This is a genomic window from Candidatus Binataceae bacterium (assembly GCA_035308025.1).
GTDB lineage: Bacteria > Desulfobacterota > Binatia > Binatales > Binataceae > JAJPHI01.
This window is the reverse complement of sequence record DATGHL010000023.1, coordinates 17200-30438: the sequence shown is the minus strand read 5'-3', so window position 1 is coordinate 30438 and position 13239 is coordinate 17200. Positions and strand designations below refer to the sequence as shown.

The window sequence follows — 13239 nt, the reverse complement described above, 5'->3', positions numbered from 1 at the left end:
GATGGCCGGGCTGCAACGCTCGCATGCGGAGGATCTGCTTTATGCGGAGGCGCGCCTGCTCGACGAAGGACGCTACGCTGATTGGCTGAATTCTCTCACCGACGACATTACTTATTGGATTCCCATGGGGGGCGAGGGCGGCGATCCAGCGCGTGCCATTTCGATCGTCTACGATAACGGCGCACGGCTGCGCGACCGCGTGGCCCGACTCGGCACTGGGCTCGCGCACGCGCAAAGTCCACCCTCAAAGACCCGCCGCCTGATCGCGAATGTGCAGATCGAGGAAACCACGGACGCCGCGGCGAAGGTCGCTTCGGCTTTTATCCTTTACGAGCTTCGTCGCGGGCGGGAGCGGGTTTTCGCCGGCCGTTACGAGCATCAGATGCGTTTCGAGGCCGGGCGATGGAAGATCGCGGCGAAAAAAGCCATTCTGGTCAATAACGACGAGGTGATCGACAACCTCACTTTTATCGTGTGACGCGCAGAAGCTCTCAGCGCTGGAGGATTCAGGTGGCAAGCGTGACGCAACTCGGTTACCTGGGATTGAACGTCAAGGTGCTCGCGGACTGGGAGCGGTTCGCGACTGAAATTCTCGGCCTGCAGTCGTCAGGCGTCACCGCCGACGGCTCGCTCTACTTGCGTATGGACGAGAATCACCATCGCTTCATCCTGCACGAGAATGACGCCGACGACGTGGCCTTTATCGGCTGGGAAGTGAGCGACGAGCCGGCGTTACACGCCCTGACTACGCAACTCGAAGCGGCGGGGGTCGAGGTGGCGGCGGGAACGCCGGAACTCGCGCGTAATCGCGGTGTCGCGCAACTAATCCAGTTTCGCGACCCGAATGGAATCGCGAGCGAGGCCTATTACGGTCCGCTGATGAACTTCGAGGCGCCGTTTCACTCCTCGCGCGCGATAACGGGTTTCGAGACCGGCCTGATGGGACTCGGTCATATCGTGCTGGGCGTCACCGACGCGGCCAAAAGTCTGCACTTTTATCGCGACGCGCTGGGCATGCGGATCAGTGATTTTATCGAGATAAAGATGCGGCGCGGTGCGCCCTCGGGCATGATGATCAACTTTTTGCACTGCAATCCGCGCCATCACTCGTTGGCCTTTGGCGAATTTCCCGGCGGCAAGCGGCTCCATCACTTCATGTTGCAGGTCAGGACGATCGATGATGTCTGCTCGACGATGTATCTATGCCAGGACCGCGGCGTTCCGATCGCCGCTACGCTCGGGCGCCACACCAACGACCATATGGTGTCGTTCTATATGCGGTCGCCGTCGGGCTTTGAGATCGAATACGGCTACGGCGCGCGGCAGATCGACGACGCGACCTGGAAAGTTCAGCGGCACGAAGCCGGCAGCATCTGGGGTCATCGCGGCGGAGCGGGCGGACCACCGCCGAAGCCAGCCGCGTAGCCTCAAACCTGCTGGTTAAAAATACTCATCGCACGCTCGAGCCCCTCGCCAATCAGCACCGTGACCGCCTCGATGACGCGGTCCAGTGTCGGCTCAAGTTCGCGCATCTCGCTCGCGGTCAATGGCTTGAGGACATGATCGATCGCGTCCGCGGCGGCGCCCGGATGGCCGACGCCGACGCGCACGCGAATGAAGTCGGGGCCTAGCGCCGCAGCGATTGAGCGCACGCCGCGATTGCCGGCGTCGCCGCCGCCACGCTTGATCCGCATCTGCCGCAGCGGCAGATCGATCTCATCGTGGATTACAATCAACTTTTCGACTGGGACTTTGAAATAGCCGGTTAGCGACGCGAGACAATCGCCGCTGCGGTTATAGAAGGTCTGCGGCGTCACGATCAGTGCGGACGCGCCTGCGATAGCCGTCTCAGCGTAGAGGCCACTGAATTTGCGGCGGTTGAGTTCGATCCGGTGGCGCGCGGCCAGATGTGCGGCGGCCATGAAGCCGACGTTATGGCGTGAGCGGCGATACTCTTCGCCGGGATTGCCGAGTCCGGCGACGACCCAGCGGCTCGCGTCCGTATCGGGCTCCGCGCGCGGCGCCGGTCCGGGACGAAATCTGACGAACAGGTTGCCGATCCGGCTCATGGCGGCTTCCTGCGTCAGCCGATTGTTTAGCGCGCGTGGCGGCCATTGCGGCCGGAAGCGCTCAACGGCTTGATCAGAGGTTCGAGCGCGTCAAACAATTTGCGCATCTCCGCCGGCGTCCCAATCGAGATGCGGAGGGCGTCATTGAAGACCGAGCGCGGAAAATGGCGCACCAAAATTCCGCGCCGGCGCAAGCTCGCAGCCAACGCCGCCAGATTCTGATTCGCCATCCGCGCCATCACGAAATTAGCCTGTGAAGGCGGGACCTCGAAGCCCATCCGGCGCAGACGGGCTTCGGTCAGGGTGCGCGTGCGTTTGACGCGCTCGACGTTACGCCGCATCCAGGGTAGATCGGAGAGCGCGGCGGCGCCGGCTGCGATCGCGAGACGATTCAGATTGTAGGAATCCTTAACTTTGAGTAGCTGGCCGAGCAAATGCGGATGGGCGAAGCCGAGACCGAGGCGCATTCCGGCCAGCGAAAAAGACTTTGACAGCGTGCGCAGCACGATGACATTTTTGTGCCGCCTGGCGAGGTCCAGGGCGTGAGCCTCGGCAAAATCCGCGTAGGCCTCATCGATTACCAGCAAGCGCTCCCCGAGGGCCCGCGCCATCACGTCGAGCGCGGCGCGCGGCGCCGGCGTGCCGCACGGAGAGTTTGGGCTGCAGACGATGGTCAATTTGGCGCGCTCGCGCGTCAGCGCCTGGAGCGGAGGCTTGAAGCTGGGTCCGAGTGGAATTTTAATTACGTGCGCATCCTGAATTTGCGCGAGCGTGTCATAGAGCGAATAGGTCGGCTGCGCGCAGGCGACTTTGTCGCCACGATCGAGGACCGCCCGAAACAGCATCGCGAGCAGTTCGTCGGAACCATTACCGGCCAGAATCATTTTCTGGGGAACTGCATAGGCGCGTGACGCCGCCAAAGTGAAATCGTCGGCGTTGGGCGCGGGATAAAGGCGCAGCGCGCTGGTCGCTGCCTTGACGATCGCCCGCCGCACAAATGGCGACGGCGGGTAGGGATTCTCGTTGGTGTTGAGCTTGGTCAGTTGCTCGCCCGGCCGCGGCTGCTCTCCCGGGACGTATGGTTCCATCCGCGCGATCGCCGGACGAAACATCGATGCGTTATCAGCAACTGACGATTGAACCGGCTGGGCCATCGCGAACAGTTTAGCCGCGTCAATAAAGCAGACCAAGCCGCCACAGCAGTTGTGAGGTTGCAGGACAGGGATCCGGCGCGCGGCGAAGGATCAGGCGCAGATGCGCGGCAAGGAGTATCAGATCGCTCCAGCGATCGATGTCGTACCACGGCTCGGCCAGCGCGTAGCGCCTTCCAGCCTGCTCGAGACGCGCGATCGTTGTAGCGAGCACGCTCGCGCCGCCCCAGCGGATGCCATGAAAAATCTTGGGAAGCCCGCCGCGGACGCCAACCATATAGTAGCCGCCGTCGAGAGTGGGGCCGAGGACGGTCGGCGAGCGCTGCAGCATCGCGACGGCTTGGACGAGCGCTCGCAGCGGCAGCGACGGCGTATCGGCGCCGATCAGAATTGCGCCATCGACGCTAAGGGGGGCCAGCACTCGGGCCATCCGTGCGCCCAAACTACCGTTTCCCTGGTCGATCAATTCCGCATCGAAGCGGCGCTTGAGGGCAAGAAAATAGCGGCTCTGCCTCACGTCGCGCGCGGCGCTCCCGGCAATCACCAGACGCAGGCCGGTGGCGCGCGCCTTGGTCAACGCATCGCGGGTGAAAGCGTCGGCGAGAGCCGCGGCATTGTTCGCGCCGAGGCCGGGAATCAGCCGCGTTTTCGTGAGGCCCGGGACCGGCTCGCGCGTGAAGACTATGATGGTCTGGTTTATGGCTTGCGGCGGTTGCGACGAATGCGTCACTTGATCGTGTTAGGCACGATTATATTGATCGGCAGGCCCAGCATCTTTTTGACAAACTCCGCTACTGAGGTCACTGGCTTGGGCAAGACGGTGGGATCCTTTAGCGGCCCGTAAACCGCAAAGTAAGCCGCGACCAGGCCTTTGGTGCCACCGGCGAGGTTGCCGCCGACGATCGGGATTTGATGGACTATCCAGTTGGCGGTGTTGAATGGGAAGACGCCGACCTCCATATTCACGCGCTCGCGGCCAAACTGAACGTCGCCGTGCGCGGTGATATCGACCACCGGGCCATCGAGCAACAGATTTTTGGTTTTGAAGTCACCGCCTGCGCCCAGGAAATCTGCGGTCAAGGCTTTGAAGGGCACTCCGGTGACCAGCGGATCCACTTGAGCGGTGAGCCAGCTCTTGAGATCGATAAGCCCCAGGATGCGCGTCAGCAGCTTGAAGCGATTGACCAGACCGTCGGTGACGCGGACTGAGAGGGTTCCGCCGAGCGAGTCGAAGAAATCGACGTCGGTGTGCGCCCAGATGTCGCCGTTGGCGGCGAGCGTCCCGATCAAGATGGGACGCGGCCCCGGGGCGGCGAGGGTCGAAAGCAGCCGTGCATCCATTCCGGCGATCGTGCCGATGATACGGATCCAATCGTCACGCGAACGGCCTGCAATATCGAGGTGGACGTCGCCCTTCAAGACGGTGGCGGTGAAATTGGATACGTGCCAGTCGTTACCCGCTTTGGTGAAGTCGGTGGCGACGTTGGAGAGCGGCAACTCACCGAAATTGGCCTCGCGTCCTTCGATATGTCCCGATACTGGGACGGGGAAAAAATGCGGCGGAGTGCGCGGCGACCAGGGTAGGCGGATGAAGCGCAGCACTTCAAAATCGAGTTTGGCCGCGGTGGCGTCGAGCCGCACCGCGGGATGCGCCAGGTCTGCGACCGCCAGCCGGAAGTCCAGAGCCGAGCCTTCCAGTTTGGCGCCGGGCAGATCGAGCGTCAACCCCTTGCCGTCCAAGATGAGGGTCGCTGCGCGACTTACGATCATCGGTGAACGGACGAAGCCGAATTGGATCTGGCCGGCAGTGAGCGTGAGCTTGCCGGTGATTACCGGAAAATCTTCGTGACCGGGAGCGCTGTTGGCGGTGAGCGCGCCGCTTACCGTGCCATCGGCGGCGAGGTCCGCGGGATCGACGAATCGCGGCAGCCACTGCTCGATCACAAGTTGATGCAGTTGCGCGGTGAAGTTGTGCAGAAGCGGCATGCCGGGCCGAGGCGCTAATGTCCCGTTGAGGACGATGTCGCCGCCCTTCGCGCCCGCAGGAAGCAAACGGACGTGGTCTAAGGAGATGCCGGCGGGGCTGAGCACCGCACTGCCCTGGGCGAAGACAATGTCCTCGGGAACAGATCTTGTTCCGAGCACCGCGCGGCTCAAGTCGAAGGTCGCAAGATAGTCGCGCGGCGCGCGCCACCTGAGATCTTTCGAGTCGCCGGAACCGCTGAGCACGACTGGCGCGCGTCCAGCGACATGCGTGACGTTATCGGCGATCGTCGGGCTCGCAGTGCGCGCCACGGCGTTAGCGGCCGGGTAAAGCTCGCCGAGATCGAGATCGCCGCGCAGTTTCGTCTTGTAAGAAATAAGCGCCGGGGCGCGCGACAGATTGACGTCGGCGCTGAGACCGTCGAAGCGGGATTTGCCGATCGCGAGCGAGCCCTGCGTGAGCGTCAGCAGGCCCGCCGCATAAGCGAGCTGCCCATTGAAATCGCGCAGCGGCATAAGCTTTGAATCGGGCGGAAACTGGTAACCGACGTTCGTAAGAATCGCGGCGGCGCGCAAATTATTGCGCAGCGTCGCGACGCTCCAGTCGCGAAGCGGTACGGCCGTGTCGAGCGCGATCTGCGTCAGCGCGATTTCGCCCTGGTCAAGCCGTGTGGCGAATTGGAGCAGCGATGGTGGAATCGCGCGGACTGAGCGCATCAATGAGCTGACGCGCGCCAGCGTCAGCCGCGTTCCGCCCGCGCTAAAGGTCGCGGCGCGATCATCGGTGTATGGATGTACGATGCGCGCGTTCCCGCTCAACACGATCACGCCTTCCTGACGCAGCGTGACGCTCGGCAGGTCGATCTCGTCGGGTGCCGCATGATAGCCCGCGCTGATCTGATAATCGCCGGGCGTGAGCGGCTTGCTCAGGCTGCCGCCACTCAGTGACAAACCACGGACGTTGGTGTTGCTCTTGCCGCTGAGGACCCCGGTGTCGTCAAGGGCCACGTGCAGATTCCCGTCGACCTTAGCCGCCGCCTTTGCAGCGCCAACGTCAACGCCGGTGACGCGCAGATCCCAGAACCAGATTTCGCCGTTCGCGATGAGCTGCGGATGATCCAACGGCGGACCGAGGGTGACCCGGCCGGCGAGATGAAACGGGTCGGCCGGCACCCACGCCGGCATTGCGGTAAACTTCACCTGCCACGGCCAGTTGCCCGGATGGCGATAGTGCCAACGGCTCGCCTCGAGGTTCAGATGCTCGACGATTGGGACATTGTGTTCATCGGTCAGCGTCGCCTCGTTGACTTTTATGTGCTGGACCGTGTCGGAGAGTGCGTCGAGCGTTTCGGACAGCGCTTTTATCGCCGGCGCGTCGAGATGGGCGAAGCCGTCTGCGGCGAAGTTCGCCCCGCCGGCGGGAACTCGCGCAAGCGGCTGTTCAAACCCCAGCTCGTAGACCGGTAGGCCGGCATTACGGAAGACTGCGCGATAGCCGAGGACGGCGCGGATCTCTTTCAGGCGCGCCACTTCAACGCCCGCCCGCAGCACGCGCGGATGTTCGAGCACGACCTCGAGGCGGCGATTGAAGGCGACGCGGGTGCCGCTTATCTGAATGTCGAAGCCGGTGTGATCGCGGATCCGGCCCAGTACGATCTTCGCGATCGTCGCCTGATTGCGCACCGCGACCACGCCGGCGGTAACGCCTACGGCGACCGCCAGCAGGAGCGCATAGCCGACAAATCGCAGACGTCTCATCGGGAGTTGATTCGCGTCAGAGCTCGGAGGCGCCGAGGTCCCCCGAATGCAGCGTCGCGTCGAAATCAGTTGCTGGGCGCGGACTGCGCCGGGGCGCTATCGCTCCAGGCCGCGCGATGCTTGCCGCGCAGCGCAGTCTTGAGGATCCGGTTGCGGACGCGGATCGACTTCGGCGTAATTTCGACCAGCTCCTCCTCGTCGATCCATTCGAGCGCCGCGTCGAGCCCGAGGTCGCGCCGCGGTGACAGCCGGATCGCTTCGTCGTGACCGGCGGCGCGGATATTGGTGAGCTTTTTCTCGCGGCAGACATTCACCGGCAGATTGGTTTCACGGGAATACTCGCCGACGATCATGCCTTCGTACACCGGTTCGCCGGCGCCGATAAAGAAGCGCCCGCGTTCCTGCAGATGAAAGATCGCGTAGCCGGTCGCGGCGCCCTCGCGATCGGAAATCATCGCGCCGTTCTGGCGGGTGCGAATCGTGCCGCACCACGGCGCGTAACCATTGAAGATCGAATGCATTACGCCGGCGCCGCGCGTCTCGGTGAGAAAGTTGCCGCGAAAACCGATCAGGCCGCGTGCGGGCGCATCATATTCCAGGCGCACCCTTCCGCTGGCGTGCGTCTCCATCGCGCGCATCCGCCCTTTGGCGCCGGCCAGTAGTTGGGTGACGGTGCCGACCGCCTCTTCCGGGATATCGATTACGAGGAACTCCATCGGTTCGACCACTGCGCCGCCCTCCTGGCGGGTAATCACGGTGGGCTTCGAGACTTGGAGCTCGTAGCCCTCGCGACGCATGGTTTCGAGGATTACCGCGAGTTGCAATTCGCCGCGGCCCATCACGCGCCAGGCTTCCGGGCTGAGTTGCTCGATGCGCACGCTGACATTACGGCGGCCCTCGAAATCGATGCGCTCGCCGAGCTTGCGCGAAGTGACGAAAGTACCCTCGCGGCCCGCCCAGGGCGAATTGTTAACCGAGAAGGTCATCGCGACGGTCGGCTCGTCCACGCGGATCGGCGGCAACGAGCGCGGCTCGTCGAGGTCGGCGATAGTATCGCCGATTTCGAGATCATCGAGGCCGGCGAGCATCACGATGTCGCCGGCGCGCGCCTCGGCGACCTCAATCCGCTTAAGCCCCTGCCATCCGTAGAGCCGCGAGACCTTGCCTGAACCGCGGCGGATCTCGCCGCGGCAGATTGAATAGTTGCCGCCCGCCACGATCGTGCCGGCGATCAGGCGGCCGATCGCGAGGCGGCCGACATAGTCGTCGTAGTCGAGGTTATTGACTTGAAGTTGGACGGTCGCGTCGGGATCAACCTCGGGTCCCGGCAGATGCGCGATGATTGTGTCGAACAGCGGATGCAGATCTACTCCGGGTATCTCGGGCCTCAGCGTCGCCGTGCCGGCGCGCGCGTTGGTGTAGAGCACGGGAAAGTCGAGCTGATCTTCGTGGGCTTCGAGATCGATAAAGAGATCGTAAACTTCGTCGAGCACTTCCGCCGCGCGGGCGTCGGCGCGATCGATCTTGTTGATGCACAGGACCACAGAAAGGTGTGACTCGAGCGCCTTGCGCAGGACGAAACGAGTCTGCGGCAGTGGCCCCTCGCAGGCGTCCACCAGCAGCAAGATGCCATCGACCATCGAGAGCGTACGCTCAACTTCGCCGCCGAAATCGGAATGGCCGGGCGTATCGACGATATTGATGCGTGTGGCGCCGAATTGGATCGAAGTGTTCTTGGCCATGATCGTGATGCCGCGTTCACGCTCGAGGGCGAACGAGTCCATCACGCGATCGACCACCTGTTCGTTGGCGCGGAAAACCCCCGACTGGCGCAGCATCGCGTCAACCAGGGTGGTTTTCCCGTGATCAACGTGCGCAACAATGGCGAGATTACGAATATCCTGACGGCGCATAGTGTTATTTATAAAGGGAAACGCGACCGAGCGGTCTCGGTCGCGCAGCGCCTAGTGTACTGGTCTCTGGACCGGGAGTAAACGCTCGGTACCGGAGTTCATGGCGACGATCGTGTGAATTCGCTCGGCGGTGCGCATCAACTGGCGGCGCGTCGAGTGCGCGCTAAGCCCCGCATCTCCTGCGCATGTTGGCCGCAGCGCCGGAACCCCGGCGATCCAGCCGGTTACGAGTGGCTCGACGGCGACTTGACCGCAGCGGGACTCGCCGCGCCTGCCGCCTTGGCCTTGGTCTTTGCTTTCGATTTGCAGCGGTAAACGCTGCTGGTCGAGATACTCATCTCCTTTGCGATATCCTTGGTCTTCTTACCCGCGCCAACTTCGGTCATAACCTTGGCACAATCGACCTTACCTGCGTGAGCGCTTCCGACGCCGCCGATCGCCGTCACTAAGGCCAACGCGGCCACACCCAAAACGATTTGTTTGATCACCTGCAACTCCCAGCAGAGATAGATTACTCGAACGCGACATAGTATCTCAAAAAACCAGTTATGCTGGAAGAGCATATCTCTGCGCGGAGATCTTCGGGTAGCAGTCGTCCGCCAAGATTTACTTCACTAGGCAGCCGAGTAGCCGCCGTCCACCGCCAACTCCGCCCCGGTCACATATGACGCGTCGTCGCTCGCCAAGAACAGCACCGCCGCCGCGACCTCTTCCGGCTGCGCGCCGCGCTTCATCGGTGTCATATCGAAAAAGGGCTGCAGGTCTTCGCGGGTCGGCAAAGCCTCGGAGACCATCGCCGTGTGAATCACCCCCGGATGGACCGAGTTGACGCGAATTTTCTCCGGTCCGTATTGCACCGCCGCCGCCTTGGTCAGGAGCCTGACCGCGCCCTTGGTGCCGTGATAGGCGGTCGAGCCCGGCGAACCGATCAAACCGAAGATCGATGAGATGTTGATAATCGAGCCGCCGCCCCGCTTACGCATCGCGGGAATCGCCGCCTTCATCCCGAGCCAGACGCCCTTCTGGTTGACGTTGACCACGGCGTCCCATTCCTCTTCCGAGGTCTGTTCGAGACCTTTGATATTGAGGATACCGGCGTTGTTGACGAGAATATCGAGGCCGCCGAATTCGCGTTCACAGACCTCGACCGCGGCGCGCCAGTCGGCGGCGCGTGTCACATCCAGATGCACCGCGCGCACGGCGTTTGCGAGCTTCGCATTGATCGCGTCGGCGGTCGATTTGGTCAAGTCGTCGCGCACGTCACCGATCACGACCTTGGCCCCTTCAGCGGCAAAGCGCTGCGCCTCGGCGGCGCCCTGGCCGCGCGCCCCGCCCGAAATCAGCGCCACTTTACCTTTGAGTCGGTCCATTGGAATTCCCCTTCCGGCTTAATTTTTTACGCAGCTCGCAGACTCCTGACCTGGCCGCGCCTCGCGCAGACTCGGCCGCCCCCCTGTGCTCGCCTCCGCTACGCTCCGGCTAGTCCTAGGATTCGGACCAGCGCGCCATGTCTTTGGCAAAATCCTGCACCGTGATGGCTTTGCGCAGGCTGAAATCCGAGTTAAGCAGATCGTAGATGTGATCGTCTTTGCCACGCATGCTGAAATAGACGATGACGCCCTCGTCGCCGCCGCCCTCGATGTGGATTTCGTTTTCCGCGCCACTCGAGAAGAAGCCTGCGGGTTTGATCTTCTCGACCACGCCGTCTGCAGTCTGGTCGAAAACGTGGAGGGTGCCTTCGAGCACCAGGGTCGTCGTCGCGGCGACATGGCGGTGGAACAGACAACGGGCCCCGGGATCGAACTTCACGATTATGTCGGCGGTGTGCGCGGCGACATTGACGTCAAGAATCTGGTAGTAACAGCCCTCGGTCAGGAAGTCTTTCCATTGGATGTTGCCGGTATCAAACCGGAAACGATTTGGTGTGGCTGGCGTGCTTTCGGCGGGCGTAGTTTGGCTCATGGTGTTACCTCGCAATGGATTGGCGCGGATTGTAGCAGGGCTTGGGGTTAGCGGCGAGACTCGATCGCGCGCAACGATTGCGCAACGCGGCGGAAGCCTCTTGAATAGCGAAGCATGATTACGATTCGCCGCTTCGACGCCGCCGACGGCCTGGTGCTGAGCGCCACGGATTATGGCGGCGCGGGCCAGACGCCGATCCTGTTTGTCCACGGCGGGTCGGCGCACGCGCGCTGGTGGGATTTCGTCGCGCCGGCCTTCTGCGATCGCTTTCACGTGCTGGCGCTCGATCAGCGCGGTCATGGCGAGAGTCCATGGACCGCGGAATGGACTTACGGCACCCGTCAATACGTCGCAGACCTGAGCGCGGTGATCGAAGGCTGGGGACTGGGGGCGCCAATTCTGGTCGGCCATTCGATGGGCGGTCATACGGTGATGGCGTACGCGAGCGAGCAGAGCGCGAGCCTGCGCGCGATGGTCGTGATCGACAGTCCGGCCAGCTATCCGCCCGAGGCGGTCGCGGCGCTGCGCGCGATCGGCGAGCGGCCGTCGCGGCCCTTCGCTTCACTGGATGAGGCCGTGGCGAAGTTCCGCACGAATCCTCGCCAGAATAACGCACGGCCCGGAACCCTCGAATATGTCGCGCGACTCTCCTTTCGTCAGGATGCGGCAGGCGGCTGGATCCATAAGATGGATCGGCGGACCCTGATCCGCGAACCCGTCAGCGTCTGGAAGGGCCTCGCACGAATCCAATGTCCGTCACTCTATATTCGCGCCGGATCGAGCGTCCTGCCGGAAGAGGTCACCGGGAAAATCGTGGCGGCGATTCCCGATTGCCGTCAAGCTACCGTGCCCGACTCGTTCCATCATGTGATGATCGATAATCCGGCCGCGCTAATCGCGATCCTCAACGAGTTTCTCGGCGAGCTACAGTAATCAGCCATTTGGACAGCACACTGTGGACGCGCCGGTAAGTGGCTTTACCGAAGGCGCCGCGCGGCTCCACTATCTCGAATGGAACCGCGGAGCGCGGGATTGCGTCGTCCTCGTGCACGGCAATTCCGCCAACGCCTGGTGGTGGGTCTGGGTCGCGGAGGCTATGGGCGCCGCCGCGCAGCGAATCGTCGCGCTGGATTTGCGTGGTCATGGCGACAGCGACTGGGTCAAGCCGCCGAACTATTCCCCGCTCGCCTATGCAGACGATATCGCGCGGCTGATTCGCGCGCTCGAACTTGAGCGTCCGGTGGTCGTCGGGCACAGCATGGGCGGGGTCGCGGCGCTGGCCTTCGCGATGCGCTTCGCCAAGCTCGCGCGAGGGTTGGTAGCGATCGACGTCGCGGTAACCTCGACCGCGCGGCGGAATCGCTATCTGCGTCATCTCAAGGCTCTGCCGACGGTGGTTTATCCCGACCTCGCGACCGCGATCGAAAGGTTCCGGCTGATGCCGAAAGAGGGGGAGATCGCGCCGGAGATCATGCGCGCCGTCGCTGAGCATAGCCTCGTGCGCACGGCGAACGGCGGCTTCACGATGAAATTCGATCGCGAGAGTTTTTTCGGCAGCGACGGGCTCGACGTGGCGTCGGCGATCAGCCAAATCGAAATGCCCCTCCTGCTGGTGCGCGCAGGCCACAGCCGGATCCTCACCGCCGAGGCGGCGGCCGCCGCGGTCGCATCAAATCCGCGGGCGCGCCTCGAGACGATTGCGGACGCGCATCACCATATCCCGCTCGAACGACCGGCAGAACTGGCGCAGGTGCTGAAGGAGTTCATTGAAACGCATCCGGAGGCCTCTTCCGGTTGACGATACGGCTCGGGCCGTGGGAAACTCAGGCCCGGCTAAGAGTGTAAGATTGAAAAACGTGAAAGAAGAACAGTGTAACAGCGCGGTCGCAATCGTGCCCTCGGAGGAAAATCATGGCTGAACCGCAGACTGCGCCGGCTGAAGCGGGACCCCGCCCGATCCTGCCGATCCTCAAACTGCAACCGAAACCTCATCTGGTGGCGATCAAGTGCGGCGGCTGCGGCGCGTTATTCCTCGATCTCAAACGGCTGGCCTGCTCAAAGTGCGGAGCTGCCGGTAATTTCCAGCAGATCGACCTTTCAGACAAGGGTAAGGTCTGGGTCTTTTCGGTGATCCATCAGTCGTTCCCGGGAATCAAGACGCCATACGTAACGGCGATTATCGATCTGCCCGAAGGGATCAGCGTGAAGTCGAATCTGATCGATGTCGATCCCGAGGATCTGCAAAAGAATCCGGGGCAGGCCTTCGGAATGCCGGTCGAGCTGGTGGTAAATGCAGTGGCGAAGGATCGTCAGGGCAACGAAGTGATGGCCTTCCAGTTCCGCCCGAGCAAGAACTAGATACCGAGAATTAATCGAGGGGCACGGCCCGCAGTTTCTTTTCCA

The 13239-nt window shown here is 62.7% G+C and carries 13 protein-coding genes; 5 read left to right on the top strand and 8 right to left on the bottom strand.

Features of this window, described 5'->3' with window-relative positions:
• Nucleotide 1: 1 nt before the first annotated feature.
• The gene (locus VKS22_06625) at nt 2–478 is read left to right on the top strand and encodes an aromatic-ring-hydroxylating dioxygenase subunit beta (GenBank protein ID HLW70278.1); all 477 of its coding nucleotides are present in this window, start codon (nt 2–4) and stop codon (nt 476–478) included.
• 32 nt (nt 479–510) lie between these two features.
• On the top strand, nt 511–1425 hold the full coding sequence (locus VKS22_06620) for a VOC family protein (protein HLW70277.1): 915 nt from the start codon (nt 511–513) through the stop codon (nt 1423–1425).
• A 2-nt stretch (nt 1426–1427) separates the two neighbouring features.
• Here the strand turns inward: VKS22_06620 and pth are convergent, their stop codons facing one another.
• From pth to VKS22_06580, 8 genes are all read right to left on the bottom strand, one after another.
• Entirely contained in the window at nt 1428–2069 is a 642-nt protein-coding gene (gene pth, locus VKS22_06615; protein HLW70276.1) for an aminoacyl-tRNA hydrolase, read from the bottom strand.
• Nucleotides 2070–2095: 26 nt separating this feature from the next.
• Complete coding sequence (hisC, locus tag VKS22_06610; GenBank protein ID HLW70275.1) at nt 2096–3223, bottom strand: histidinol-phosphate transaminase; 1128 nt, start codon at nt 3221–3223, stop codon at nt 2096–2098.
• A 19-nt stretch (nt 3224–3242) separates the two neighbouring features.
• Nucleotides 3243–3950: a TIGR04282 family arsenosugar biosynthesis glycosyltransferase gene (locus tag VKS22_06605; protein HLW70274.1), complete on the bottom strand. Its 708-nt coding sequence runs from the start codon at nt 3948–3950 to the stop codon at nt 3243–3245.
• Nucleotides 3947–6961, bottom strand: coding sequence for an AsmA-like C-terminal domain-containing protein (locus VKS22_06600; GenBank protein HLW70273.1), 3015 nt, complete (start codon nt 6959–6961; stop codon nt 3947–3949). The genes VKS22_06605 and VKS22_06600 overlap by 4 nt, the downstream gene beginning before the upstream one ends.
• Nucleotides 6962–7026: 65 nt before the next feature.
• On the bottom strand, nt 7027–8874 hold the full coding sequence (gene typA / locus VKS22_06595; GenBank protein HLW70272.1) for a translational GTPase TypA: 1848 nt from the start codon (nt 8872–8874) through the stop codon (nt 7027–7029).
• A 224-nt stretch (nt 8875–9098) separates the two neighbouring features.
• Entirely contained in the window at nt 9099–9362 is a 264-nt protein-coding gene (locus tag VKS22_06590; GenBank protein HLW70271.1) for a phage terminase small subunit-related protein, read from the bottom strand.
• Between the two features lie 126 nt (nt 9363–9488).
• Nucleotides 9489–10244: a glucose 1-dehydrogenase gene (locus VKS22_06585; GenBank protein HLW70270.1), complete on the bottom strand. Its 756-nt coding sequence runs from the start codon at nt 10242–10244 to the stop codon at nt 9489–9491.
• A 115-nt stretch (nt 10245–10359) separates the two neighbouring features.
• Nucleotides 10360–10836 (bottom strand): hypothetical protein, encoded by a 477-nt coding sequence (locus VKS22_06580; GenBank protein ID HLW70269.1) that lies wholly within the window; start codon nt 10834–10836, stop codon nt 10360–10362.
• Between the two features lie 114 nt (nt 10837–10950).
• Between VKS22_06580 and VKS22_06575 the strand changes: the two genes are divergently transcribed.
• The 3 genes from VKS22_06575 to VKS22_06565 all read left to right on the top strand — a co-directional run bounded on the left by VKS22_06575 (nt 10951) and on the right by VKS22_06565 (nt 13194).
• Nucleotides 10951–11769: an alpha/beta hydrolase gene (locus VKS22_06575; protein HLW70268.1), complete on the top strand. Its 819-nt coding sequence runs from the start codon at nt 10951–10953 to the stop codon at nt 11767–11769.
• 22 nt (nt 11770–11791) lie between these two features.
• The gene (locus VKS22_06570) at nt 11792–12634 is read left to right on the top strand and encodes an alpha/beta hydrolase (GenBank protein ID HLW70267.1); all 843 of its coding nucleotides are present in this window, start codon (nt 11792–11794) and stop codon (nt 12632–12634) included.
• Between the two features lie 113 nt (nt 12635–12747).
• Nucleotides 12748–13194 carry an OB-fold domain-containing protein gene (locus VKS22_06565; protein HLW70266.1) on the top strand — a complete coding sequence of 149 codons (447 nt, stop codon included), beginning with the start codon at nt 12748–12750 and terminating at the stop codon, nt 13192–13194.
• Nucleotides 13195–13239 lie beyond the last annotated feature (45 nt).

Bases quoted from the DNA above. Each gene is read 5' to 3' on its own strand.
- VKS22_06600 (HLW70273.1), bottom strand. From the start codon at position 6,961: ATGAGACGTCTGCGATTTGTCGGCTATGCGCTCCTGCTGGCGGTCGCC.
- pth (HLW70276.1), bottom strand. From the start codon at position 2,069: ATGAGCCGGATCGGCAACCTGTTCGTCAGATTTCGTCCCGGACCGGCG.
- hisC (HLW70275.1), bottom strand. From the start codon at position 3,223: ATGGCCCAGCCGGTTCAATCGTCAGTTGCTGATAACGCATCGATGTTT.
- VKS22_06575 (HLW70268.1), top strand. From the start codon at position 10,951: ATGATTACGATTCGCCGCTTCGACGCCGCCGACGGCCTGGTGCTGAGC.
- VKS22_06625 (HLW70278.1), top strand. From the start codon at position 2: ATGGCCGGGCTGCAACGCTCGCATGCGGAGGATCTGCTTTATGCGGAG.
- typA (HLW70272.1), bottom strand. From the start codon at position 8,874: ATGCGCCGTCAGGATATTCGTAATCTCGCCATTGTTGCGCACGTTGAT.
- VKS22_06580 (HLW70269.1), bottom strand. From the start codon at position 10,836: ATGAGCCAAACTACGCCCGCCGAAAGCACGCCAGCCACACCAAATCGT.
- VKS22_06585 (HLW70270.1), bottom strand. From the start codon at position 10,244: ATGGACCGACTCAAAGGTAAAGTGGCGCTGATTTCGGGCGGGGCGCGC.
- VKS22_06565 (HLW70266.1), top strand. From the start codon at position 12,748: ATGGCTGAACCGCAGACTGCGCCGGCTGAAGCGGGACCCCGCCCGATC.